Origin of the sequence: Actinokineospora enzanensis DSM 44649 (assembly GCF_000374445.1) — a bacterium.
In the GTDB taxonomy this organism is placed as follows: Bacteria; Actinomycetota; Actinomycetes; order Mycobacteriales; family Pseudonocardiaceae; genus Actinokineospora; species Actinokineospora enzanensis.
This window is the reverse complement of record NZ_KB894414.1, coordinates 24,766-47,734: the sequence shown is the minus strand read 5'-3', so window position 1 is coordinate 47,734 and position 22,969 is coordinate 24,766. Positions and strand designations below refer to the sequence as shown.

The window sequence follows — 22,969 nt, the reverse complement described above, 5'->3', positions numbered from 1 at the left end:
CATGGCTCGCCGAGGTTCCCGGCTCGCCCCGCCCGCCACCGCGGCCGGGGCGGGCCTGCTCATCGCCTTGATCAGCGGGTTGGCGTTCGCGGGCCCGGTACACGTCGAGGGCATGCCGTTACCCGGCCGGGCCGGACTGGCCCAGGGTGACGTGCGGCGCGCGGCGGACGAGAGCTCGACCACGCTGGCCGAGATGCGGCTGCAGGTCGGCCCCGCCCCGACCACCCCTACGCCGCCCGCGCCCGGGGACGCGCCGCCGCCCACCCGGGCGCCCGCGCCGCCACCCGTGCCCGCCGCCGGGCCCGCCGAGCAGCGGCCGGGCACCCTGCGGCTGGCCAAGGGCGGCACGGCCACGTTGGTGCGCAAGGAGTTGTCCGCCGACGCGACCCTGCCGGTGCCCACCGGCGTCCACGAGGCCACCTGGTGGGGCGCCGGTCTGACGGCCGCGTCGGGCGCCACGGTGTTCGCCGGGCACGTGAACTGGCGCGGGCAGACCGGGCCGTTCGCGGAGCTGTGGGACGCCAGGGTGGGCGACCCGGTGTCCGTGGTGGACGCCGGTGGTCAGCGGTTCCGGTTCCGAGTGTCCCAAGTGGAGACCGTGCACAAGGACGACCTGCCGAACCGGGCCGAGGAGTTCTTCGGCCAGACCGGGCCGCACCGGGTGGTCCTGGTCACCTGCGGCGGCCGGTGGGTGGGTGGTCACGACGGCTACGAGTCGAACCGGGTCGTGGTCGCGGTGCCGGAATGACCTGGATAAGCCGGGTGTGCGCGGATCGGGTGCCCGGTTGACGCTGAATCGTGTCGTTCACCCGGAACTGGTCACACCAAAATTACGGTTGGCAACGCGTACTGGCCGGTGCGCGTCTACCCGTCGGGAGGAACGAGCGACCGCGTTGATCTGAAGGGGAGGACGGCATGGCGGCCCGCAGGCGTTGGGATCGGATCGTGTTCGGGGTGGGGCTGGTGCTCGTCGCGGTCGTTTTAGTCGTGTTGGGCACCAGACAACCGGACCGGTCTGACCAGGCCGGATTAGCGACCACGACCTCGGCCACGCCGAGCCCGCAGGCGGCACCGCCCGCCCCGCCGCCGTGGATGCACAAGCTCGCACCGGGGGAGAAACCGCCGCAGTTCGTGCTGTTCTCCTTCGACGGCGCGGGCTCGCACGACCACTGGCAGCGATTCCTGCCACTGGCGCACAAGGTCAACGCGCACTTCTCCGGATTCCTGTCCGGCATCTACCTGCTGGACGACTCGCAGAAGGCCGATTACACCGGCCCTGGGCACAAGCCGGGCAAGGCGTCGATCGGATTCGGCGGTTCACCGGAGGACGTGCGAAATCTGGTAAACGACCTGAACTCCGCCGTGGAACAGGGCCACGAGATCGGCACGCACTACAACGGCCATTTCTGCCAGGGTGCCGAGCCCAGTGTCGGCCGGTGGACCACCGCGCAGTGGAACGACGAGATGAACCAGTTCTTCTCCTACGTCGACCGGGCCAAGGCACTGGGTCTGCGGATCGATCCCAAGGCCATCAAGGGCGGCCGCACGCCCTGCCTGGAAGGCCGGTTCGACCAGTTGTTCCCAGCGCTCACCGCGCGCGGAATGGACTACGACACCAGCAAAGTCAGCGATGGACTCGCCTGGCCCACGCTGGATAACGGGGTGTGGGAATTTGCCATGCCCTCGGTTCGGGTGCCGGGCCTGAACTACAAGAAGACAATCATGATGGACTACAACTTCTGGTTCACACTCAACAAGGCCAAGGACGAACCGGCGCGGGCCCCGGAGTTCACCGCGATCGTCCTGGAGACCTACGAGCGCGCCTACCAGGCCGCGTTCGACGGGAACCGGGCGCCGATGGTGGTGGGCAACCACTTCAACCAGTGGTCCGGCGGTGCGTTCGTCAACGCGACGGAGAAGTTCATGGGCGAGGTGTGCGGGAAGCCGGACACGGTGTGCGCGACCTACAGCGAGGTCATCCAGTGGATGAAGCTGCAGGACCCGGCCGTGCTGGACGCCTTCCGCAAGCAGCCTGCCGCACAGGTCGCCGCGCCGAGCTGATCACATTCGGGTGATGCGACTTGCCCCGGATAATGAAAACCGATACCAGTAGTGGGGTCCCCCTCCGTCAGCCCTAGACCCGGAGACCCACGTGAAGATCGCCTTCGTCGGCAAGGGCGGCAGTGGCAAGACGACGCTCGCGTCGTTGTTCCTGCGCCATCTCGCCGCCGAGACGCCCGCACCACCCCTGCTGGCGCTCGACGCCGACATCAACCAGCACCTGGCCGCCGCGCTCGGTGCCCCGGAGTCGCTCACCATGCCGACCCTGGGCGCCGAGCTGGCGGCGATCAAGGACTACCTGCGCGGGGACAACCCGCGCCTGCGCTCGGCCGCCGACATGATCAAGACCAGCCCGCCCGGCCGCGGCTCTCGGCTGGTCGGCATCGCCGAGGACAACCCGCTCTACGACCGGTTCGTGCGCGAGGTCGACGGCGTGCGGCTCGCCGCAACCGGCCCGTTCGCCGAGGCCGACCTGGGCGTCGCCTGCTACCACGCCAAAGTCGGCGCGGTCGAGCTGCTGCTCAACCACATGGTCGACGGCGCGGGCGAGTACGCCGTGGTCGACATGACCGCGGGCGCCGACTCGTTCGCCTCCGGCCTGTTCACCCGCTTCGACGTCACGTTCCTGGTGTGCGAACCGACCGTGCGCAGCGTTGGCGTCTACCGCCAGTACCTGGAGTACGCGCGCGACTTCGACGTGCGCGTCGCGGTGGTCGGCAACAAGGTCATCGACGACGAGGACCTGGCGTTCCTGCGCGAGCACGTCGGCCCCGACCTGCTCACCTGGGTCGGCCGCTCCGACCACGTGCGGGCCGCCGAACGCGGCGAGGTGCGCCCCATCGCCACCCTGGAACCGGCCAACCGCGATGCCTTGCGCGCCATGCGCGAGCTGGTCGACGGCGTGTCCAAGGACTGGGCCAAGTTCCAGCGGCAGACCATCGAGTTCCACCTGCGCAACGCCCACGCGTGGGGCAACGACCGCGCGGGCCGCGACCTGGCCGACCAGGTCGACCCCGGGTTCGCCATGGGCCCGGTGCCCGCCGCGTTCTGACCGCGCGGCGGTGATGCCACCGGCCTGGCATCGCCCAGTCGGGCATCACCCGCTCGTCGGACATGGCGGGAATGGACCGGGCTTTTCCCCGTTATGGCCGGGAACGTCCTGCTCGTGCGAGTGAAGTCTCACCTGATCGTGCGGCGGTTATGTTGCCGATCGTGGCAACCCCGGTACGGTCGTCGCCATGGTCTCGCAACCGGATCGTGATCCCGCGCGCTTCCCCGTGGTGCGCCATGGTTTCGACAAGGCCCAGGTGCGCAGGCACATCGAGGCGCTGGACGTGGAGATCCTGACCGCGCGCACCGAACGCGACGCCGCGAAGACCGAACTGGACGAGACCAAGGGTCAGCTCGAACTGGCGCGCCGGGAGATCGCGGCGCTGAACGAGCGCCTGGACAAGATCGGCAACAGCGCGGCCGCCGGATCCGCGCCGCACGCCGCCGAGCGGGCGGCGCGGGTGGTGGCCACGGCCGAGTCGCAGGCGGCGGAGATCACCGCTCGGGCGCAGGCCGCCGCCGACACCGCTTGGTCCGCCGCCGAGTCCGCCTCCGCCGAGCTGCGGGAACGGTACCGGGGGTTGCTGGCCGAGCTCGACCGACAGCACGAGGAGCTGCACTCGGCCCACCGGCGGGTGATGGACGAGGCGGCGGCGAAGGTCAGGGACATGACGGCCGTCGCCGGGCAACGGCAGAAGAAGGTCGACGACGAGGCCGAGCGCGGCAGGCAGCGCCAGGAACAACAGTTCCAGGAGGAGCTGGCGGGCCGCCGGTCGGCGCTGGCCGAGGAGATCGAGGCCGCGCGCGCCGAGTCCACCGCCGAGTCGGCCCGCCGCGTCCGCGCGGCGACGGACGAGGCGGACAAGCGGATCGCGACGGCGACCAGCCAGGTGGAGCGGCTGACCGCGCTGCGCGAACAGCTGGCCGGACGACTGCGCGGCACCTCGGAGCTGTTGAACCAGAGTGAGCGGCTGCTGGAGCCGTTGGAGGCCGAGGTCGAGCTGGAGGGACCCGCGTCCCCGGCTGCGGCGGAGGCTTCCACGACCAAGCTGCAGCCCGTCCGGGCGCCGCAGCAGCGGTCCGCGAAAGCCGCCACCTCCTGACCCGGCCGCGGCCTCCGGAGTGTCGGCTCAGTCGATCAGCTCAGTCGCTCGATGACCATCGCCATGCCCTGGCCGCCGCCGACGCACATGGTCTCCAGGCCGATCTGCTTGTCGTGCCACTGCAACGAGTTGATCAGCGTGGTGGTGATCCGCGCGCCGGTCATGCCGAAGGGGTGGCCGACGGCGATGGCGCCGCCGTTGACGTTCAGCCGGTCGTCGGGGATGTCCAGCTCGCGGGCCGACGGGATGACCTGGGCGGCGAAGGCCTCGTTGATCTCGACGAGGTCGATGTCGCCGATGGTCATGCCAGCGCGGGCCAGGGCCCGGCGGGAGGCCTCGACCGGGCCCAGGCCCATGATCTCCGGGGACAGCCCGGACACGCCGGTGGCGACGATCCGCGCCAGCGGGGTCAGGCCGAGTTCGGCCGCCCTGGTGTCGGACATGATCACCAGGGCCGCGGCGCCGTCGTTGAGCGGGCAGCAGTTGCCCGCGGTGATCCGGCCGTCGGGGCGGAAGACCGGGTTGAGGGTGGCCGTCTTCTCGTAGGTGATGCCGGGGCGGGGGCCGTCGTCGGTGTCGATCACGCGGCCGTCCGGGAGGGTGACCGGGGTGATCTCGCGGGACCAGAAACCGTCCTTGATGGCCTGTTCGGCGCGGTTCTGCGAGCGGACGCCGAAGTGGTCCATGTCCTCGCGGGTGATTCCCTTGGCCAGGGCCAGGTTCTCCGCGGTCTGGCCCATGGCGATGTAGGCGTCCGGCACCAGGCCGTCGGTGCGCGGGTCGTGCCACTCGGGGCTGCCGGACTCGGCCACCGACCGCGTGCGGGACTCGGCCTCGGCGAAGATCGGGTTGTGCGTGTCCGGCCAGGAGTCGGAGCTGCCCTTGGCGAAGCGGGAGACCGTCTCCACGCCCGCCGAGATGAACACGTCGCCCTCGCCCGCCTTGATCGCGTGCAGGGCCATGCGGGTGGTCTGCAGGGACGAGGCGCAGTAGCGGGTCACCGTGCAGCCGGGCAGGAAGTCGTAGCCCAGCAGTACGGCCACGATCCGGCCCATGTTGTTGCCCTGTTCGCCGCCGGGCAGGCCGCAGCCCAGCATGAGGTCGTCGATGTCCGCCGGGTCCAGAGCCGGGACCCGGTCCAGCGCCGCCCTGATCATCTGCGCGGTCAGGTCGTCGGGTCGGATGTCGACCAGCGAGCCTTTCCCGGCGCGGCCGATGGGGGAGCGGACGGCGGAGACGATGACGGCCTCTGGCATGGCGAGCACTCCTTGGCGGTGATCGGATCGATCCGGCACCGAGGAGGTTACCCACAGGTAGAGCGGGGTGAGAACGGTCAGCCGGGTGTCACCGCGCTGTTCCACACCCCCGCCGCCGCACACAGCGGAGCGAGGATGACGCCCGCCGCCAGCGCGTAGCCCGCGCCGTTGGGGTGGAAGTGGTCGGCGCTGAACAGCTCGGCCGGGCGGGTCATGAAGTCGCGGGTGAGCAGGGTCAGCGGGACAACCGTGGCGGGGGTGCCGCGCAGGGCACGGGCCTGGGCACGGCCGAGGGCGCGGCTCCACCGGTGCGCGACCGAGCGCAGCGGCTGCGGGATGGGCTGGATGGCGCCGAGGTCCGGGCAGGTGCCGACGACCACGGCCGTGCCCGCCTCGATCAGCCTGCGCACCTGCACGGCCAGCAGGGCCGCCGAGGCGCGCACGCTCATCCTGGCGGTGACGTCGTTGCCGCCGATCAGGATCAGGGCCACATCCGGCGGGTCGGCCAGGGCGCGGTCCACCTGCTCGGCCAGGTCCATGGTGCGGGAGCCGCTGACCGCGTAGGTGGTCAGCCGCACCGTGCGGTGCGACTCCGCCGCCAGACCGCGCGCGAGCGTCACTCCCGGTAGCCGATCGGGGGACTCGGCACCCAGCCCGGCCGCGCTGGAATCGCCGAAAACGCCGAAGCGGAGCGTGGGGGCGTGCGGGTCGGTGGTGGTCGAGAGGTACTCGCCGTCGGCGTTGAACGGCAGTTCGGTGGGTACGCCGATGATCTCGCGGGCATGCCGCGACTGGCTGCTGAGCAGCGAGTACGCCGCGCCGGACAGGCCGCCGACCGATCCGGCGGCCACCGCGGCCACCCACACCAAGCCTCGAAAGCGGAACATCGTCAGACCCCCTCACCGGATCGGGCGTCCACGGGTTCACTCACCGTGTCTTTGTGCTATCGCCCGCTGCCGTCAACTCCTTACCAAAGAGCGCGACAAACCTGGTGCCGATACCGGCCGGGATAGGCTTTCGGCGCGGTCCAGGACGCCGGTCCGGATGTCAGAGCCTGAAGGAGCCCCGGTGGAGTACGTCGAGCACGTCTTCGATCTCGTCGGCGACACGCCGCTGGTCAAGCTGAACTCGCTGGCCGCTGGCCTGGCGCCGACGGTGCTGGCCAAGGTCGAGTACTTCAACCCGGGCGGCAGCGTGAAGGACCGGATCGCGGTGCGCATGATCGAGGCGGCCGAGCGCTCCGGCGAGCTGCGGCCCGGCGGCACCATCGTCGAGCCCACCTCCGGCAACACCGGCGTCGGCCTGGCCATGGTCGCCCAGCGCCGGGGCTACAAGTGCGTGTTCGTCTGCCCGGACAAGGTCAGCGAGGACAAGCGCAACGTGCTCAAGGCCTACGGCGCCGAGGTCGTGGTCTGCCCGACCGCGGTCGCCCCGGAGCACCCCGACTCCTACTACAACGTGTCCGACCGGCTGGTCCGGGAGATCGACGGCGCCTGGAAGCCCAACCAGTACGCCAACCCGCAGAACCCGGAGAGCCACTACCACTCCACCGGCCCCGAGCTGTGGAAGCAGACCGAGGGCCGGATCACGCACTTCGTCGCGGGCGTCGGCACCGGCGGCACCATCTCCGGCACCGGCCGCTACCTCAAGGAGGTCTCCGGCGGCCGGGTCCGGATCGTGGGCGCCGACCCGGAGGGCTCCGTCTACTCCGGCGGCACCGGCCGCCCCTACCTGGTGGAGGGCGTCGGCGAGGACTTCTGGCCGGACACCTACGACCGGGACATCGCCGACGAGATCATCGCGGTCAGCGACGCCGACTCGTTCGACGTCACCCGCAGGCTGGCCCGCGAGGAGGGCCTGCTGGTCGGCGGCTCCTGCGGGATGGCGGCCGCCGCCGCGCTGCGCTTGGCCGAGCGGCTCGGCCCGGACGACGTGGTGGTCGTGCTGCTGCCCGACGGCGGCCGCGGCTACCTGTCCAAGGTCTTCAACGACTCCTGGATGGCCCAGTACGGTTTCCTGCCGCCCGAGCACTCCGGCGCCACCGTGGGTGACGTGCTGCGCCGCAAGAGCGCCTCGGGCACGGTGATCCCGGACTTCGTGCACGCGCACCCGACCGAGACCGTCGCCGACGCGGTCGCCATCCTGCGCGAGTTCGGCGTCAGCCAGATGCCGGTGGTCAACGCCGAGCCGCCGGTGATGGCCGCCGAGGTGGTCGGCGCGGTCAACGAGCGCGACCTGCTCGACGCCCTGTTCACCGGCAAGGCCGCGCTGGCCGACCGGCTCGACCGGCACATGTCCGGACCGTTGCCCACCATCGGCGCGGGCGAGCAGGTGGCCGCCGCGATGGGCGCGCTGACCAACGCCGACGGCGCCCTGGTCCTGGTGGACGGCAAGCCCGCGGGCGTGGTGACCAGGCAGGACCTGCTGGGCTTCCTCGCGGGCCGCTAGCCGTCCCCGGTCATCGTCCGTGCCGATCAGTACACCCGGACGGCGCATCCGATAGCGTTACCCTCAGTGTTGTCCGCGACGTGAGTCGATAGCCGGGACACGTCCCGGCCATAAGGGGTGGGTAAACCCGATGAGCGCTCCCCAGCCGCCGAACCAGCCCTGGCAGGGCGGTCAGCCCCAGTGGTCCGGCCAACCAGGTCCGGACCAGGGCCAGCAGCCCGGCGGGTTCCCCCCGCCGCCGCCGTTCACCCCGCCGTCGGGTGACAACGCGGGCGCGGACGGGGTCGAGCGCACCCAGGCGATCCGCCCTGGTCAGCAGCCCCCCGGCCAGGAGGGCGAGGACCGCACCCAGGTCGTGCGCCCCGGCCAACAGCCCCCCGCCGGGGACGCCACTCAGATGGTGCCGCCCGGCTCGGTGCCGCAGTCCCCGCCGTACGCGCCGCCGCCGAGCGCGGCCGACGCGTCCCAGCCCGGCTACGGCCAGCCCTACGGACAGCAGCCGCCGCAGCAGTTCGGGCAGCCGCCGCAGGGCGGGTACAGCCAGCCCGGCTACGGCCAGCAGCCCCCCGGCTACCCGCCGCAGGGCGGCTTCGCCCAGCAGGGCGGTCTCGGCGCGGGCCCGAACTTCGGCGGCCAGGGCAACAACACCGGCATGATCGCCCTGATCATCCAGGGCGCGGTCGCCCTGCTCGGGCTGATCACGCTGATCATGGGCATCACGTCGCTGTCGGACTTCCTGTCCTACTCCAGCTACTGCGGCGACATCCCGGGCTGCAGCTCGGGTACCGGCCTCGCGGTGTTCTACTCGCTGCTGATCATCGCGGGCGGCGCGGCCGCCGGGACCGGCGCGGTGTTCCTCTACCTGCGCAAGACCACCTACGCGCACCTGCTGGTGCTCGGCGGTGGCGCGCTCCTGTTCCTGGTCTCGATCCTGCTCGGCGCCAGCTACATCTTCGCCGGACGGGTCGTTACGATCCTGCTGTTCGGCCTGATCATCGGGGCCGCCGGGGCCATGTTCTTCTTCCCGCAGACCAAGCAGTTCCTGGTCGCCAGCCAGCCGCTCGGCTCGGTCGGCGGTCAGGGCGGGTTCGGCGGTCCGCAGCAGCCGGGCGGGTTCGGCCAGCCCCAGCAGGGTTTCGGTCAGCCGCAGCCGGGCTACGGCCAGCCCCAGCCGGGCCAGCCCGGTCAGCCGCCGCAGGGCTACGGGCAGCAGCCCGGTGGGTACAGCCAGCCGCCGCAGACCCCGCCGCCCGGGTTCGGCCAGCCGCCGCAGCCGGGCCAGGGCTACGGCCAGCCGCCGCAGGGCGGGTACGGCCAGCAGCCGCCCGGTCAGCAGCCGCCGCAGTGGTGACGACCACCGGCTGAGGAATCGCACGGGCCCCGGCAACCGCCGGGGCCCGTTCGCGTCTTCGGTATCACAGACAACCCGAGCACCGGGCTGACAGACTGTGCGCGAATGCCAGGTGAGGGGGAAGACATGAGCTATCCGCAGCAGGGTCCCGGTGGCTACCCGGGGCAACAGCAGCCCCAGGGCTACCCGGGCTACGCGCCGCCGCAGACCCCGCCGCCCGGGTTCGCCGCGCCGGGCCAGCCGTACGCGCAGCCATACCCGCAGCAACAGCAATACGGCTACCCGGCCCAGGGTGGCGGCTACCCGCAGCCGTCCGCGTCCTCGGCGACGGCGATCATTGCGGGCATCCTGTCGCTCGCGGTGGCGGTGTGCCTCGGCGGCGCGGGTGTGGCGTTCCTCAGCGACGTGCCGTTCGATCTCGGCAACCTGCCCGGCGGTGCCGCCGCGATCCTCTATGGACGGTTCGCGCTCGCGGCCCTGGCACTGCTCGGCGCCATCCTGATCTTCGCCAGGCAGACCGCGGGCGCGGTGCTCGCACTGATCGCCGCCGCCCTCGGCGCGCTGTCGATCGTGCTGGAGCCGATGATCTCCGAGATGTACTCCTTCCGCGGCGTGAGCATGGACCTCGGCACCTTCCTGGAGGCGCTGTTCAAGTTCAAGGTCGCCTGGGCCTCGCTGCTCGCGGTCGGGCTGGTCGTGGCCCCGCTGACGATCGTGTTCTGCGCGCTGCCCACCACTTTCCGGTGGTTCCGGGCCAGGCACGCCGCCTACCCGCAGCCCTACTGAGCCACCCGCGCCCAGGTCGGCGGCCGGTTATTCCTCATCGTGGGATGACTCCCACATGCTGGTCGAGTCGGTCGCCGGCCGTAGCCTGGGGGCATGGCTGAGGACACCTCCCGCTGGGGCTTCGAGACCCGGGCGATCCACGCAGGTCAGGCGCCGGACCCGCGCACCGGGTCGGTGATCGTGCCGATCTACGCCACCTCCACCTTCGCCCAGGACGGCGTCGGCGGGCTGCGCGAGGGCGGCTACGAGTACTCCAGAACGGCCAACCCCACCCGCACCGCGCTGGAGGAGGCGCTCGCCGCGCTGGAGGGCGCCAAGCACGCGCTCGCCTTCGGCTCCGGCATGGCCGCCGCGGACACCGCGCTGCGCGCCCTCACCCGCCCCGGCGACCACGTCATCCTCGGCGGCGACGCCTACGGTGGCACGTTCCGGCTGCTGGACAAGGTCCTCAAGCTGTGGGGCGTCGAGCACACCGCGGTCGACCTGGCCGACCCGACCGCCACCCGGGCCGCGATCCGGCCGAACACCAAGGTCATCTGGGCGGAGACGCCGAGCAACCCGCTGCTGGGCATCATCGACATCGCCGCGCTGGCCGGGGTGGCCGCCGAGTCCGGCGTGAAGCTGGTCATCGACAACACCTTCGCCACCCCGTACCTGCAGTCCCCGCTCGGCCTCGGCGCCGACGTGGTGCTGCACTCCACCACCAAGTACCTCGGCGGCCACTCGGACGTCGTCGGCGGCGCCCTGGTCACCTCGGACGACGACCTTCGCGAGCAGTTCTTCTTCCTGCGCAACGCGGTCGGCGGTGTGCCCGGCCCGTTCGACTCGTGGCTGGTGCTGCGCGGCGCGAAGACGCTGGCGCTGCGCATGGAGCGGCACAGCGACAACGCCGAGCGGGTGGTCGAGGCGCTGGTCGGGCACCCCAAGGTCACCAAGGTCTACTACCCGGGCCTGGCCGAGCACCCCGGCCACGAGACCGCGGCCAAGCAGATGCGCCGGTTCGGCGGCATGGTGTCGTTCAGCGTGGCGGGCGGCGAGGCTGAGGCGCTGGCCATCGCGAGCCGCACCAAGCTGTTCATCCTGGGCGAGTCGCTCGGCGGCATCGAGTCGCTGATCGAGCACCCGGGGAAGATGACCCACGCCAGCACCACCGGTTCGCCGCTGCAGGTCTCCGGCGACGTCCTGCGGCTGTCGGTGGGCATCGAGGACGCCACCGACCTGGTCGACGACCTGCTCACCGCACTGGGCTGAGCTGAGAAGGCACGGTCCGCGGGGCCGGGGCCGCCGGGGACGCCTACGGGCTGATCTGGTGGAACCGGTCCACCGCGCGGCCGGGCGTGCCCGCGGGCTGGGTGCCGGGGGCGGGCGGCAGGTCGGCCGGGTCGACGCACCCGCCGACCAGCTCCACCTGACCGTCGTGCTGGACGTACTCGCCCGCGCTCGCGCAGCCCGCGTTGCTCACGGTGAAGACCGCCGTACCGGCGAGCACGAGCGCCGCGGCCAGGGCACCGGCGAGCGGCATCGCCTGCTTCTTCCGTGTGCCGGCCATGAAAGTTTCTCCCCTGATGGATACGCCCTCTGCCGAGCGTACCCGCCCGGTCCGGCGCGTACCTGAGGAGTAGCTGAGTGTGGCCCCCGCCGGGAGAAAACCGACGGGGGCCACACGGGCGTTCGGGTAGTGCCTACAGGTTGCCGCGCCGGTCCTGCTCGCGCTCGATCGCCTCGAACAGGGCCTTGAAGTTGCCCTTGCCGAAGCCGAGCGAGCCGTGCCGCTCGATCATCTCGTAGAACACCGTCGGCCGGTCGCCGGTCGGCTTGGTGAAGATCTGCAGCAGGTAGCCGTCCTCGTCCCGGTCGACCAGGATGGCGTTCTCCTTGAGCACCTCGATCGGCACCCGCACGTTGCCGATGCGCGCGCGCAGCTCCGGGTCCTCGTAGTAGGAGTCCGGCACGTCCAGGAACTCCACGCCCGCGGCGCGCATGGCCTGCACGGTGGCGATGATGTCGTTGGTGGCCAGCGCGATGTGCTGGCAGCCGGGGCCGCCGTAGAACTCCAGGTACTCGTCGATCTGCGACTTCTTCTGCGCGACCGCGGGCTCGTTGAGCGGGAACTTGACCCGGTGGTTGCCGTTGGCCACCACCTTGCTCATCAGCGCCGAGTACTCGGTGGCGATGTCGTCGCCGACGAACTCCGCCATGTTGACGAAGCCCATGACCCGGTTGTACCAGGCCACCCAGTAGTCCATCTTGCCCAGCTCGACGTTGCCGACACAGTGGTCGACGGCCTGGAAGACGCGCTTCGGCGCGCCTGCGGGCTTGGTGTACGCGCCCGCCTTGGCGACGTAGCCGGGCAGGTAGACGCCGTTGTAGCGGGAGCGGTCGACCAGGGTGTGCCGGGTCTTGCCGTAGGTGGCGATGGCGCCGACCCGGATGGTGCCGTGCTCGTCGGTGACGTCGTGCGCCTCCTCCAGCACGATCGCGCCCTCGCCGCGGGCGTGCTCCAGGCACTTGTCCACGTCGGTGACCTCCAGCGCGAGGTCGACGACGCCGTCGCCGTGCTCGCGGTGGTGGTCGAGCAGCGGGCTCTTCGGGTCCACCCCGCCCTTGATCACGAACCGGGCCGAGCCGGAGGTCAGCACGTACGCCTTGTGGTCGCGGTTGCCGGTCTCCGGACCGGAGTACGCGACCTGGGTCATGCCGAACGCGGACTGGTAGAACAGCGCGGTCTGGGTCGCGTTGCCGACCACGAAGACCACCGCGTCCATCGCCCGGACCGGGAACGGGTCCCGGGACTCGTCGTACTCGACCAGGCCGACGAGCTGGCGGAGCTGGTCGTAGCTCACCTCGTCCAGGCCCTGCTCGTTGCGTCCGAGCGTCCCCGTCATGTGCTCCTCCTGCGTCCGGTCGGCTTTGACTCTGCGATACATCTCTGCGGTACAACGAGGATGGAATCCACCGGGCATACTGTGCAAGAGACACTGATTTTGCTGGACACAATGCCTAGTGTTTAACCGGTAGTGTTCGACAAAGTGGACACTCTGACCAGGAGGTGGCGGGTGCCGGAGGAGACCGACCTGGACGCCCTCGACGCGCGCCTGCTGTTGTTGCTCACCGATGAGCCCCGGCTCGGCGTGCTGGAGTGCTCGCGCAGGCTCGGCGTCGCCCGCGGCACCGTGCAGGCCCGGATGGACCGGTTGGAGCGGCGCGGCGTGCTGACCGGCTTCCCGCCCGCGGTCGACCTGGCCGCGATGGGCTACGGGCTGACCGCGTTCGCCGTGCTGGAGATCGCCCAGGGCAGGCGCAGCGAGGTCGCGGAGCGGCTGCGGGCGATCGCGGAGGTCTGCGAGGTGCACGCCACCACCGGGCAGGGCGACCTCCTGGTCCGCATGGTGGCCCGGGACAACGACGACCTGCAGCGGGTGATCGACGCGGTGGTCGACGTGGAGTGGGTCCGCCGGACATCGACCGCCATCGCGCTGTCGACGCCGGTCCCGACCCGCGTCCGGCCGCTGCTGGAACGCGCCGTGCAGGGTTAGCGGCCGAGTGGTCCATGATCAGGGCCGTGACGACTGAGTCCAAGCCCGACCGGTCCGCTGGGGTGTCCGAGGCGCGGGCCGAGTGGAACTCCGCGCTGCTGGCGACTGTGCCGACGTTCGTCGTGCTGATGTTGCTGGTTCTCGCGAACGATCCCGTGCTGCTGCGCGTGCTGGGGGCGCGCGGCGACCTCATCGGGCTGTGGGTCGTCGTGGTGAGCCCGTTGTTGTCGGTGTTCGTCACTGTCGTGCTCGTGTTGCTCGCGATCCGCATCGGCAAGGGCCTGCACGGGGGCACGGCCCTGGCGGCGGTCGCCGTGGGCGCGCTGCTGCTCGCCACCACCACGCCGGTCGGTGTCACGTTGTGGGTTGTTCCGGCGCTCGCGCTGGTGGCGGGTGGTGTCGCGGTGGTCCGCGCGCGGCGGAAGTCCGAAGGTGAGTGGATCGGGGCGTCGCCGTGGCTGGAGCGGGGATTGACGACGGTGATGGGCCTGGCGGTCAGCCTGCTGACGTCGGCCCAGGTCGTGGATGGGTCCGTGGGGCTCGCGGACGCGGCGCGGAACGTAGTGGTGAGCGGCTTACCGGTCGAGGTGATCGGCGTGGCGCCCGGCCAACGCGTGGAGATCTTCTACGTCGTGCAGGCGGGCGACCAGGTGACCACGGTGGTCGACCACGCGGGCCAGGTGGAGAACCTGTGGAACGCGGACCTGTCGTTCCGGGTCCCCTGCGACGACCGCGCGGACTGGTGGGAACGCCCGCTGGTCACGTTGGTCCTGGGCGGCCCGCCCGGCACTCCGGACTGCCGGGCGGTCGTGCGCACTCCGCCGCCCTGGCGGGGCTGAGACCGGAAGCAAAAGGACCGGCCCCCAGCGGCACCCGGGGACCGGTCCTTCGCGCACGTCGAGATCAGGTCTCAGCCGCCGTAGGGGACCGCCTTGCGCAGGGTGACCTTCTGCGTCTTGCCGTTGGGCAGCTCGTACTCGCGGGTCTCGCCCTCCTTGGCACCGAGCAGGGCGCGGCCAAGCGGCGACTCGGGGGAGTAGACCTCCAGCTCACCCTCGCCGCCCTCTTCGCGGGTGGCCAGCAGGAACCGCTCCTCGTCGTCGTCGCCCTCGTACCTGACGGTCAGCACCATGCCCGGCTCGGCGATGCCGTCGTTGGCGGGAGCCTCGCCGACCTTGGCACCGCGCAGCAGCTCCTGCAGGTGGCGGATGCGCGCCTCCTGCTGGCCCTGCTCCTCGCGGGCCGCGTGGTAACCACCGTTCTCCTTGAGGTCACCCTCCTCGCGGCTGGTGTTGATCTTCTGCGCGATGACCGGGCGGTTTTCAATCAGCTCGTCGAGCTCGTGCTTGAGCCGGTTGTAGGCCTCCTGGGTCAACCAGGTCACCTGGGTGTCGCTCACGGTCACCAACTCCTCGTCGTACTCCGGGCCCGTGGTTACGGGTCGGCGTCCCGGGCCGTAGTGCACCCGGAATGGAAAAACACGGCCCGCCTAGGGGCCGTGCAGGTCTACGAGGGTACCACGAACAGGCGTGCTAAAGCGCCGGAAATATCCGGTTCGCACTGTTCAACAGTGTAGTTCACCCCGTTGGCGGCTGGGATGTGGACAGGTAAACCGGCACCTGATAGGAGCACCCGAACACGTCCGCCGTCACCGGTTCGGACGTGCCGCGCACCACCGTCGTCAGCCGCGTCGACCGGCCGCCCGGCGGCACGTACACCTCCTTGCGCCCGCTCTCCTGACCGTCCGCGCCGCGCACCCGCACCACGCACACGGCGGGCCGGTCCGGGGTCTGCCTGGTCACGTCGAAGGTCATCCGCATCCGGTTGCCCGGCTCCCCGCTGAACCCGGCCCGCTCGGCCTCGATCGGCGCGGAGCCCAGGTTCACGTACCCGAGGTAGGCGACGAACCCGCCCGCCAGCACCCCGCAGACGGTCAGCACCAGCGCGGTCCGGCGGGACCGCCGGGCCTTGGGCGCGCCGTAGCGGCCCTCCGGCAGTTCGCGACCGGGCACGGTCATCGCGGGGCCTCCTGGCGGCGGTTGTCCGACCGGCGGGAACAATGGGCCCGACCCGGTGCGTTCTGGCTATCCGGGGTCGAGTATCCGCCCCGGGGGCGGACCCAGGACCAGGAGGGGGCCGAGGAGGACCATGTCCGAGAAGCTGCGGTTGATGGCGGTGCACGCCCACCCGGACGACGAGTCGAGCAAGGGCGCGGCCACGATGGCCAAGTACGTGGCCGCAGGCCACGAGGTCATGGTGGTCACCTGCACCGGTGGGGAACGCGGCGACATCCTCAACCCGGCCATGGACCGGCCCGAGGTCGTCGCCGACATCCCGGCCGTGCGCAGGCAGGAGATGGCCAAGGCGGCCGAGATCCTCGGGGTCGCGCACCGCTGGCTTGGCTTCGTCGACTCCGGGCTGCCCGAGGGCGACCCGAAGCCGCCGCTGCCCGATGGCTGCTTCGCGCTGGTGCCGCTGGAAGAGTCGGTCCCGCCGCTGGTCAGGGCCATCCGCGAGTTCAAGCCGCACGTCGTGCTCACCTACGACGAGAACGGCGGCTACCCGCACCCCGACCACATCCGGTGCCACGAGGTCTCGATGGCCGCGTTCGATGCCGCGGGCGATCCCGACCTGCACCCGGCCGAGGGCGAGCCGTGGACCCCGCTGAAGCTGTACTACATGCACGGCTTCTCCCGGGCCCGGCTGGTCGCCATGCACGAGGCCCTGCTGGCCGCCGGGCTGGAGTCGCCGTACGAGGAGTGGCTGGCCAACTGGCCCGCCGACCGGGGCGACAACGCGCACCGGATCACCACCAGGATCGAGTGCGCGGACCACTTCGAGACCCGGGACGCCGCGCTGCTCGCGCACGCCACCCAGATCGACCCGAACAGCCGCTGGTTCGCCGTGCCGCTGGACATCCAGCGCTCGGTGTGGCCGTACGAGGACTACGAGCTGGTGCGCTCGCTGGTCGACAGCACGCTGCCCGAGGACGACCTGTTCTCCGGCATCAGCGAGAAGGTGACGTTGTGAGTGCCGCGTTCGCCGTCGTCCTGCCGTACACGGCGGCGGACCCGGTGGCCGCCCAGCCCACCTCGGTCACCCCGCCGCCGCCGGGGCCCGCGGACAAGGGCGGCCAGGGCGAGGACTTCGGCAAGTCCTCGCCGCTGGGCTTCCTGATCCTGGTCCTGTTCTTCGTCGCGGTCGCGTTCCTGATCCGCTCGATGACCAAGCACCTCAAGCGGCTCCCGGCCAGCTTCGACGAACCGGCCGAGGGTGCCCGGTCCGCCGAGGGCACTCCGGACCCGGACGGCGCGGACAGCGCCGAGAAGAAGCCGGAGAACGGGGACGCCACGTCCAAGCCGGTCAGCTGACGCCTGTGGTCCCGGTCACCTGAGGTCACGTCCGCCGCGCGCGGTCTCGTCATGTGCTCGTCCTTCGACGAGAGAGAGGCGAGACCGATGCGCGAGATCGTGATCCTGGGTGCCGGGTACGCGGGGCTGACCGCGGCGGTGAGCCTGGCTGGCCGCACCAAGCGGCGGGACGACGTGCGGATCACCCTGGTCAACGCCACCGAGCGGTTCACCGAACGGCTGCGGCTGCACCAGGCCGCGACCGGTCAGGACCTGGCCGACCTGCGGGTGCCCGAGCTGCTGGCGGGTACCGGCGTGGAGTTCGTCGCGGGCTGGGTGACGGCCGTGGACGCGGCCGCGCGGACCGTGCGCGTCGACGACGACCGGATGCTGACCTACGACACGCTCGTGTTCGCCCTGGGCGGCGTCACGGACACCACGGTGCCCGGCGTCGACGAGCACGCCTACACCTTCGGCGGCCTCCAGGACGCCGAGGCGCTGGCCCGCCGACTGGGCGCGGGCGGCACTGTCGCCGTCTGCGGTACGGGACTGACCGGGGTCGAGGCCGCTGCCGAGATCGCCGAGCGGTACCCGGATCTGGACGTGCTGCTCCTGGGCCGGGACGAGCCCGGGGCCACGCTGGCCCCGCGGGCGCGGGACCACGTTCAGGCCGTGCTCGACCGGCTCGGGGTGCGGGTGCGTGCCGGTGTGGAGATCGTCAAGGTGGCGGCGGATTCGCTGCTGCTGGCCGACGGCTCGACAGTGCCGGTCGACGTGGTGTTGTGGACCAGCGGTGTGCGGGTGTCGCCGCTGGCGGCCGCCGCCGGGTTCGATGTGGACGAACGCGGCCGGATCATCACCGACCCCGCGCTGCGCTCGGTCTCGCACCCCGACGTGTACGCGGTCGGCGACGCTGCCGCCGTGCAGCAGGCTTTCGGCCTGCTGCACGGCACCTGCCAGGGCGGCATGCCCACCGGCGTGCACGCGGCCGTGTCGATCGAGCGGCAGCTGCGCGGCAAGGAGCCCAAGCCGTTCCGGTTCGGCTACCTGCACGTCCCGGTCAGCCTGGGCCGCGGCGACGCCGTCGTGCAGTTCACCCACCCCGACGACACCCCGAAGCGGCTGTGCCTGACCGGTCGCCGCGCGGTTTGGTACAAGGAGACGGTGAGCTCAGCGCCTTGGCCGTCGTTCTGCCGCATGCTGACCTTCCCGGCATCGGGATCGCTGGCGTGGCGGCGCGGCGGGCGGTACACGCGATGACCACCGCTGAGGTCTTCGCCGACCACCGTGACCTGCTGTTCTCCGTGGCCTACCGGGTGCTGGGCAGGGTGGCCGACGCCGAGGACGCGGTGCAGGACGCGCTGGTGAAGTGGTTGTCCGCGGACCGGTCGCAGGTCGCGGACCCCAAGTCCTACCTGGTCCGCATCGTCTCCAACGCGGCCATCGACCGGCTGCGCTCGGCCCAGCACCGGCGCGAGACCTATATCGGTCCGTGGATCCCGGAGCCGGTGCGCACCGACCCGGACACGGTCGAGGTGGCGGAGTCGGTGTCGATCGCGCTGCTCATGGTCCTGGAGACGCTGAGCCCCATCGAGCGCGCGGTCTACGTGCTGAAGGAGGCGTTCGGCTTCAGCCACGCGGAGATCGCCGACGCCGTCGACCGCACCGAGACCGCGGTGCGGCAGGCGGCGCACCGGGCCCGCGAGCACGTGCAGGCCCGTCGTCCCCGGTTCACCGCCACCCGCGCCCGGCAGCGCGAGGTCACCGAGAGGTTCCTGGCCGCTGTCGGCGGCGGTGACATCAACGAGCTGATGGACCTGCTCGCCCCCGACGTGACACTGTGGACGGACGGGGGCGGCAAGGTCCGCGCGGCGGTCAAGCCGGTCAGCGGCGCCGATCGGGTGGCGGCCTGGTTCGCGGGCATCGCCACCCGGCCCTACCAGGGCGTGCTCCCGGCGGAGATGTCCGTGCAGCTGGTGGATCTGAACGGTGCGCCAGGGGTCGTGTTCTCCGGCGCGGGCCGGGTTATCGCGACCCTCACCTTCGATCTCGCCGAGGACGGGCGCGTCACCGCCATCCACAACGTCGCCAACCCGGACAAGCTGGGCGCGACCACCACGCCCCGGGCGCTGCCGACCTGATCACAGCCGCGGGTCGACCGGCTCCGATTCCAACGCCAGCACGGCGAACACGCACTCGTGCACCCGCCACAGCGGCTCGCCGCGCGTCAGCCGGGCCAGCGCCTCCAGACCCAGCGCGTACTCGCGCAGGGCGAGCGAGCGCTTGAAGCCCAGCTTCCGGTCGCGGAACCGGGGGAGGTGGTCGGTGTAGTCCGGTCCGTAGATGATCCGCAGGTACTCCCGCCCGCGGACCTTCATGCCCGGCTGCGCCACCTTCCGCCCGTCGCGCACGAGGTTCGCCGCCGGTTTGACGACCATCCCCTCGCCGCCGGACGCGGTCATGTCCTCCCACCAGGCGACGCCAGCGGCGACCGAGGCCGGATCGGTCGGATCCACCGCCAGGCGGCGGGTCTCGACGAAGAACTCCGGGTCGGCTCGGCGCAGACGGTCGGCGATGTCCAGGTGCCAGGCGTGCGGGCGGGTCTCGAACGTCCCGCTTTCGGCGGCGAGCACCTGGAACGGCGCGAGCCGGACGCCGTCGAGATCGGTAGTCGGCCAGCAGTAGCGGCGGTAGGCGTCGCGGAACAAACCGGCGTTGCCGACCCGGGTTCGCGTTCGTGCCAACAGGTCTGCGACGTCCACGCCCCGCGCGGCCGCGGACTCCAGGACCGAGACCGACGCGGGCAGCGCGGTGTGTGCTGCGGCGCCGACGGCGGCGAACTGGCGGGTGATCAGGTCTGTCGCCTTGGCGTTCCACGGCAGTAGTTCCGCGTCCAGCAGCAGCCAGTCCGTTTCCAGTTCATCCCACAGATCCGAGGCGGCGGCCCGCACACGGGTGAGCAACGCGTTGTTGGCCGTGTCCTCGAAGAACGGCCTACCGGTGCGGGTATAGACCGCGCCATCACCCTCGATGCCGAAGCGGCGTGGGGCAACCTCGGGGGAGCGGGTCACGAGCACGACCGCCCGCGAACCCATGTGCTTCTCCTCGCACAGCAACGGCATGGCGCCGTACCCCGCGAACGCCTCGCGCGGGTGTTCCAGCACCTCACCTTCCTGCGCGGTCGCCGCGGGCGACATCGTCGGCGGCAGGTACACCAGCCACCGCGGGTCGACCGAGAACCGGCTCATCACCTCCAACGCCGCCGCGGCCTGGTCCTCGCGCACGGTGACCTGCCCCTGCACGGCCGTTTCCACGACCCGCTTGCCGATCACGTCGTCCAGCGCCAACGCGGTCGGTTCGCGATCGGCGGCCGTCGGGCCGAGCGGGCGCACCGGCTCGTACCAGACCTGCTGCGCCGGAACCGAGACGACCTCGCGTTCCGGGTAGCGCAAGGCGGTGAGCTTCCCGCCGAACACGCAGCCGGTGTCCAGGCACATGGTGTTGTTGACCCACTCCGCCGCCGGGGTCGGCGTGTGTCCATAGAGGACCATTGCGCGGCCGCGGTAGTCCCGGGCCCACGGGTAGCGCACGGGCATGCCGTACTCGTCGGTCTCGCCGGTGGTGTCGCCGTAGAGCGCGAACGAGCGGACCGTGCCACCGGACCGGCCGTGGAAGTGCTCCGGCAGACCCGCGTGCGCGACGACGAGCTTGCCTCCGTCGAGCCGGTAGTGCGGGGACAGCCCGTCGCAGAACTTCTCGGCGCGGGCGACGAAATCGGGGTCCTCCGCGCCCAGCTGCTCCAACGACTCGACGATCCCGTGCTTCATCGTCACCTGTTTGCCGCGCAGCGCGCGAACCAGCTTGCTCTCGTGGTTCCCGCACACCACCAGCGCGGTGCCCGCCTCGACCATGCCCATGGCCAGCCGCAACACACCCGGCGTGTCCGGCCCGCGGTCCACCAGGTCGCCAACCAGCACCACCCGCCGCCCGGCCGGGTGTGCGGCCCCGACAGCGCGGCCCGCGTCGTCGCGCTCGATCGCGTAGCCGAGCGTGGTGAGCAGCTCCTCCAACTCGGCGCGGCAGCCGTGCACGTCACCGATCACGTCGAACGGACCGGTCTCCGCGCGCAGGTCGTTGCGCAGCGGCTCCATCACGATCCGGGCCGCGTCCACCTCGGCCTCGCCGCGCAGCACGTGCACCCGGCGGAAGCCCTCCTTGGCCAGGTGCCGCAGCGACCGGCGCAGCGAGTCCGCCTGCCGTTTCACCACGTGCGCACCGAAGTCCCGGTCCGCGCGCTCGGCGTTGCGCCGCAGGCATACCGACTCCGGCACGTTCAACACGATCGCCACCGGCATCACGTTGTGCTCGCGCGCCAACCGCACCAGGTCCGCGCGCGGCTTCGAGTTCACGTTGGTCGCGTCGACCACCGTCACCCGACCCGCGCGCAGCCGCTTCGCCGCGACATAGTGCAGCGCGTCGAACGCGTCGGCCGATGCCTCCTGGTCGTTCTCGTCGTCGCTGACCAGGCCGCGGAAGAAGTCGCTGGAGAGCACCTGGGTGGGCGCGAAGTGCCTGCGCGCGAAGGTCGACTTGCCCGAGCCGGACGCGCCGACCAGCACGACCAGGGACATGTCCGGGTCCATCACGCCTCCGTCCGGGAGAACACCGCGAGCTGCGTCGGCGCGCCGACACCGAGGTCCTCGGGGCCGACCGGGCCGAACCGCGTGGTGTAGCCGTGCCGCTCGGCGACCGCCGCCGCCCAGGCGCGGAACTCCGCGCGGGTCCACTCGAAACGGTGGTCCGAGTGCCGGAAGCGGCCCGCCGCCAAGGCCGGGTACAGCACGTTGTACTCGGAGTTCGGCGTGGTCACGACGACGTGCGTCGGCCGGGCGGTGCCGAACACCGCCCGTTCGAGCGCGGCCAGCCTGCTCGGGTCCAGGTGCTCCACGACCTCCATCAACACCGCCGCGTCGAACCCAGCCAGCCCCGGGTCGGTGTAGGTGAGCGACGACTGCCGCAAGGTGAACCGTTCACGCACCCGATCCGGCAGCCGCGCCAGCTTCCGCTCGGCGGCCGCGAGCGCGTCGGCGGCCACATCCGTGCCCGTGACCTCGGTGAACGTCGGGTCCTCGGCGAGCGCCGCCAGCAGCGCGCCACCGCCGCAGCCCAGGTCGAGAACCCTTCGCGCGCCCAGCTCGCGCAGCGTCGCCATCACGGTCTCCCGCCGCGTGACCGCCAGCGGCCGGGTCGTCTCCTCGGTGTCGCTGATCTCCGGGCCGTCCAGCTGCGCCAGCGCCGAGCGCGTGTATCCGCACTGGTGGGCGAGGTAGCGGGCACTGATGAGGGTGCGCTCGGGGTGCACGGGTAGCCAGTCGCCACCCGCGCGGACCAGCTTGGCCACCTCGTCCTCGCCGACCCAGTAGTGCTTGTTGTCGTCCATGACCGGCAGCAGCACGTAGAGGTGGGACAGCGCGTCGGCCAACCGCAGCTCACCCTCCAGTCGCAGGTCCACGTACCGCGAGTCGCCCCACTCCGGGAAGGCCGGGTCCAACGGCACCGACCGCGCGTCCACCTGCCACCCCAGCGGTGCGAACAACCGCTCCGCCAACTCGCGACCACCCAGACAGGCCGCCGCCGGGACGTGGATACGCAGCGGGATCGCCGTCGCCGCCAACTCGGGGCGCTCGTCGCAGCGGCCGTTCATCGCGGTGCGGAACAACGCCCCCAACGCCACGGCCAACATCGAACCCGCCGCGTACGGCCGGTCGTCGACGTATCGACCACCGTGTTTGTCCCGCGCCACCGCGACCGGGTCGATATCGAGCAGCAGCGCGGCAGTGCACTCCTCCTCGGTCGCCACCGGGTAGAAGACATGCGCCGTGCCGCCCGACACGGAGAACTCCTGCGCCCGATCGGGGTGTTTGAACAGCAGGTATCCCAGGTCGGTCGCCGGGTGCACAGTCGTGGACAGGGTCATCAGCACGGTCGCATTGTTGCTCAGCCCGGCGGCCCGCTCACCTCGGTTTAT

Annotated in this window: 22 protein-coding genes; 14 read left to right on the top strand and 8 right to left on the bottom strand. The window is 71.4% G+C overall.

The window, feature by feature from the left end:
- Position 1 precedes the first annotated feature (1 nt).
- The 4 genes from C503_RS0116065 (at position 2) to C503_RS0116050 (ending at position 4,214) form a co-directional block, all read left to right on the top strand.
- Complete coding sequence (locus C503_RS0116065) at positions 2–748, top strand: class F sortase (RefSeq protein ID WP_018683244.1); 747 nt, start codon at positions 2–4, stop codon at positions 746–748.
- A gap of 167 nt (positions 749–915) precedes the next feature.
- Positions 916–2,061: a polysaccharide deacetylase family protein gene (locus C503_RS0116060; protein WP_018683243.1), complete on the top strand. Its 1,146-nt coding sequence runs from the start codon at positions 916–918 to the stop codon at positions 2,059–2,061.
- Between the two features lie 91 nt (positions 2,062–2,152).
- Entirely contained in the window at positions 2,153–3,112 is a 960-nt protein-coding gene (locus C503_RS0116055) for an ATP-binding protein (protein WP_018683242.1), read from the top strand.
- 187 nt (positions 3,113–3,299) lie between these two features.
- Positions 3,300–4,214 (top strand): coiled-coil domain-containing protein, encoded by a 915-nt coding sequence (locus tag C503_RS0116050; RefSeq protein ID WP_026316355.1) that lies wholly within the window; start codon positions 3,300–3,302, stop codon positions 4,212–4,214.
- Between the two features lie 35 nt (positions 4,215–4,249).
- On the opposite strand, the gene C503_RS0116045 is transcribed toward C503_RS0116050, so the two are convergent.
- Together C503_RS0116045 and C503_RS39570 are read right to left on the bottom strand one after the other, a co-directional pair.
- Positions 4,250–5,470 (bottom strand): acetyl-CoA C-acetyltransferase, encoded by a 1,221-nt coding sequence (locus C503_RS0116045; protein WP_018683240.1) that lies wholly within the window; start codon positions 5,468–5,470, stop codon positions 4,250–4,252.
- A gap of 77 nt (positions 5,471–5,547) precedes the next feature.
- Positions 5,548–6,357 (bottom strand): SGNH/GDSL hydrolase family protein, encoded by an 810-nt coding sequence (locus C503_RS39570; RefSeq protein ID WP_084477151.1) that lies wholly within the window; start codon positions 6,355–6,357, stop codon positions 5,548–5,550.
- Positions 6,358–6,538: 181 nt separating this feature from the next.
- Between C503_RS39570 and C503_RS0116035 the strand changes: the two genes are divergently transcribed.
- From C503_RS0116035 to C503_RS0116020, 4 genes are all read left to right on the top strand, one after another.
- Entirely contained in the window at positions 6,539–7,918 is a 1,380-nt protein-coding gene (locus tag C503_RS0116035; RefSeq protein ID WP_018683238.1) for a cystathionine beta-synthase, read from the top strand.
- A gap of 130 nt (positions 7,919–8,048) precedes the next feature.
- Positions 8,049–9,269 carry a hypothetical protein gene (locus tag C503_RS0116030; RefSeq protein ID WP_018683237.1) on the top strand — a complete coding sequence of 407 codons (1,221 nt, stop codon included), beginning with the start codon at positions 8,049–8,051 and terminating at the stop codon, positions 9,267–9,269.
- A 126-nt stretch (positions 9,270–9,395) separates the two neighbouring features.
- Positions 9,396–10,055: a hypothetical protein gene (locus tag C503_RS43355; RefSeq protein ID WP_026316354.1), complete on the top strand. Its 660-nt coding sequence runs from the start codon at positions 9,396–9,398 to the stop codon at positions 10,053–10,055.
- A gap of 93 nt (positions 10,056–10,148) precedes the next feature.
- Positions 10,149–11,306 (top strand): cystathionine gamma-synthase, encoded by a 1,158-nt coding sequence (locus C503_RS0116020; protein WP_018683236.1) that lies wholly within the window; start codon positions 10,149–10,151, stop codon positions 11,304–11,306.
- A gap of 43 nt (positions 11,307–11,349) precedes the next feature.
- Here C503_RS0116020 and C503_RS39560 read toward each other — a convergent pair whose 3' ends face one another.
- Together C503_RS39560 and hppD are read right to left on the bottom strand one after the other, a co-directional pair.
- Positions 11,350–11,604 (bottom strand): hypothetical protein, encoded by a 255-nt coding sequence (locus C503_RS39560; RefSeq protein ID WP_018683235.1) that lies wholly within the window; start codon positions 11,602–11,604, stop codon positions 11,350–11,352.
- Between the two features lie 133 nt (positions 11,605–11,737).
- Positions 11,738–12,940: a 4-hydroxyphenylpyruvate dioxygenase gene (hppD, locus tag C503_RS0116010; RefSeq protein ID WP_018683234.1), complete on the bottom strand. Its 1,203-nt coding sequence runs from the start codon at positions 12,938–12,940 to the stop codon at positions 11,738–11,740.
- Between the two features lie 171 nt (positions 12,941–13,111).
- Between hppD and C503_RS0116005 the strand changes: the two genes are divergently transcribed.
- Positions 13,112–13,591: an Lrp/AsnC family transcriptional regulator gene (locus C503_RS0116005; protein ID WP_018683233.1), complete on the top strand. Its 480-nt coding sequence runs from the start codon at positions 13,112–13,114 to the stop codon at positions 13,589–13,591.
- Between the two features lie 26 nt (positions 13,592–13,617).
- On the top strand, positions 13,618–14,430 hold the full coding sequence (locus C503_RS0116000) for a hypothetical protein (protein ID WP_156893257.1): 813 nt from the start codon (positions 13,618–13,620) through the stop codon (positions 14,428–14,430).
- A 71-nt stretch (positions 14,431–14,501) separates the two neighbouring features.
- Here C503_RS0116000 and greA read toward each other — a convergent pair whose 3' ends face one another.
- On the bottom strand, positions 14,502–14,996 hold the full coding sequence (greA, locus tag C503_RS0115995) for a transcription elongation factor GreA (RefSeq protein WP_018683231.1): 495 nt from the start codon (positions 14,994–14,996) through the stop codon (positions 14,502–14,504).
- 172 nt (positions 14,997–15,168) lie between these two features.
- Complete coding sequence (locus C503_RS0115990; RefSeq protein WP_018683230.1) at positions 15,169–15,609, bottom strand: DUF4307 domain-containing protein; 441 nt, start codon at positions 15,607–15,609, stop codon at positions 15,169–15,171.
- A 130-nt stretch (positions 15,610–15,739) separates the two neighbouring features.
- Between C503_RS0115990 and mca the strand changes: the two genes are divergently transcribed.
- From mca to C503_RS0115970, 4 genes are all read left to right on the top strand, one after another.
- Complete coding sequence (mca, locus tag C503_RS0115985; RefSeq protein WP_018683229.1) at positions 15,740–16,621, top strand: mycothiol conjugate amidase Mca; 882 nt, start codon at positions 15,740–15,742, stop codon at positions 16,619–16,621.
- Entirely contained in the window at positions 16,618–16,962 is a 345-nt protein-coding gene (locus C503_RS0115980; protein ID WP_018683228.1) for a hypothetical protein, read from the top strand. Before mca ends, C503_RS0115980 begins: the two co-directional genes overlap by 4 nt.
- An 87-nt stretch (positions 16,963–17,049) precedes the next feature.
- Positions 17,050–18,201, top strand: coding sequence for an NAD(P)/FAD-dependent oxidoreductase (locus C503_RS0115975; RefSeq protein WP_018683227.1), 1,152 nt, complete (start codon positions 17,050–17,052; stop codon positions 18,199–18,201).
- Positions 18,198–19,082, top strand: a complete 885-nt coding sequence (locus C503_RS0115970) for an RNA polymerase sigma-70 factor (RefSeq protein ID WP_033400679.1) — start codon at positions 18,198–18,200, stop codon at positions 19,080–19,082. The genes C503_RS0115975 and C503_RS0115970 overlap by 4 nt, the downstream gene beginning before the upstream one ends.
- Here C503_RS0115970 and C503_RS0115965 read toward each other — a convergent pair whose 3' ends face one another.
- Both C503_RS0115965 and C503_RS0115960 read right to left on the bottom strand, forming a co-directional pair.
- Positions 19,083–21,584, bottom strand: coding sequence for a polynucleotide kinase-phosphatase (locus tag C503_RS0115965; protein ID WP_018683225.1), 2,502 nt, complete (start codon positions 21,582–21,584; stop codon positions 19,083–19,085).
- A complete protein-coding gene (locus C503_RS0115960) occupies positions 21,584–22,924 on the bottom strand; it encodes a 3' terminal RNA ribose 2'-O-methyltransferase Hen1 (RefSeq protein WP_018683224.1) in 1,341 nt (446 codons plus the stop codon). The genes C503_RS0115965 and C503_RS0115960 overlap by 1 nt, the downstream gene beginning before the upstream one ends.
- Between the last annotated feature and the right edge of the window lie 45 nt (positions 22,925–22,969).

Bases quoted from the DNA above. Each gene is read 5' to 3' on its own strand.
- C503_RS0116065 (WP_018683244.1), top strand. From the start codon at position 2: ATGGCTCGCCGAGGTTCCCGGCTCGCCCCGCCCGCCACCGCGGCCGGG.
- C503_RS0116060 (WP_018683243.1), top strand. From the start codon at position 916: ATGGCGGCCCGCAGGCGTTGGGATCGGATCGTGTTCGGGGTGGGGCTG.
- C503_RS0116050 (WP_026316355.1), top strand. From the start codon at position 3,300: ATGGTCTCGCAACCGGATCGTGATCCCGCGCGCTTCCCCGTGGTGCGC.
- C503_RS0116045 (WP_018683240.1), bottom strand. From the start codon at position 5,470: ATGCCAGAGGCCGTCATCGTCTCCGCCGTCCGCTCCCCCATCGGCCGC.
- C503_RS39570 (WP_084477151.1), bottom strand. From the start codon at position 6,357: ATGTTCCGCTTTCGAGGCTTGGTGTGGGTGGCCGCGGTGGCCGCCGGA.
- C503_RS0116030 (WP_018683237.1), top strand. From the start codon at position 8,049: ATGAGCGCTCCCCAGCCGCCGAACCAGCCCTGGCAGGGCGGTCAGCCC.
- C503_RS43355 (WP_026316354.1), top strand. From the start codon at position 9,396: ATGAGCTATCCGCAGCAGGGTCCCGGTGGCTACCCGGGGCAACAGCAG.
- C503_RS0116020 (WP_018683236.1), top strand. From the start codon at position 10,149: ATGGCTGAGGACACCTCCCGCTGGGGCTTCGAGACCCGGGCGATCCAC.
- C503_RS39560 (WP_018683235.1), bottom strand. From the start codon at position 11,604: ATGGCCGGCACACGGAAGAAGCAGGCGATGCCGCTCGCCGGTGCCCTG.
- hppD (WP_018683234.1), bottom strand. From the start codon at position 12,940: ATGACGGGGACGCTCGGACGCAACGAGCAGGGCCTGGACGAGGTGAGC.
- C503_RS0115990 (WP_018683230.1), bottom strand. From the start codon at position 15,609: ATGACCGTGCCCGGTCGCGAACTGCCGGAGGGCCGCTACGGCGCGCCC.
- mca (WP_018683229.1), top strand. From the start codon at position 15,740: ATGTCCGAGAAGCTGCGGTTGATGGCGGTGCACGCCCACCCGGACGAC.
- C503_RS0115975 (WP_018683227.1), top strand. From the start codon at position 17,050: ATGCGCGAGATCGTGATCCTGGGTGCCGGGTACGCGGGGCTGACCGCG.
- C503_RS0115970 (WP_033400679.1), top strand. From the start codon at position 18,198: ATGACCACCGCTGAGGTCTTCGCCGACCACCGTGACCTGCTGTTCTCC.
- C503_RS0115965 (WP_018683225.1), bottom strand. From the start codon at position 21,584: ATGGACCCGGACATGTCCCTGGTCGTGCTGGTCGGCGCGTCCGGCTCG.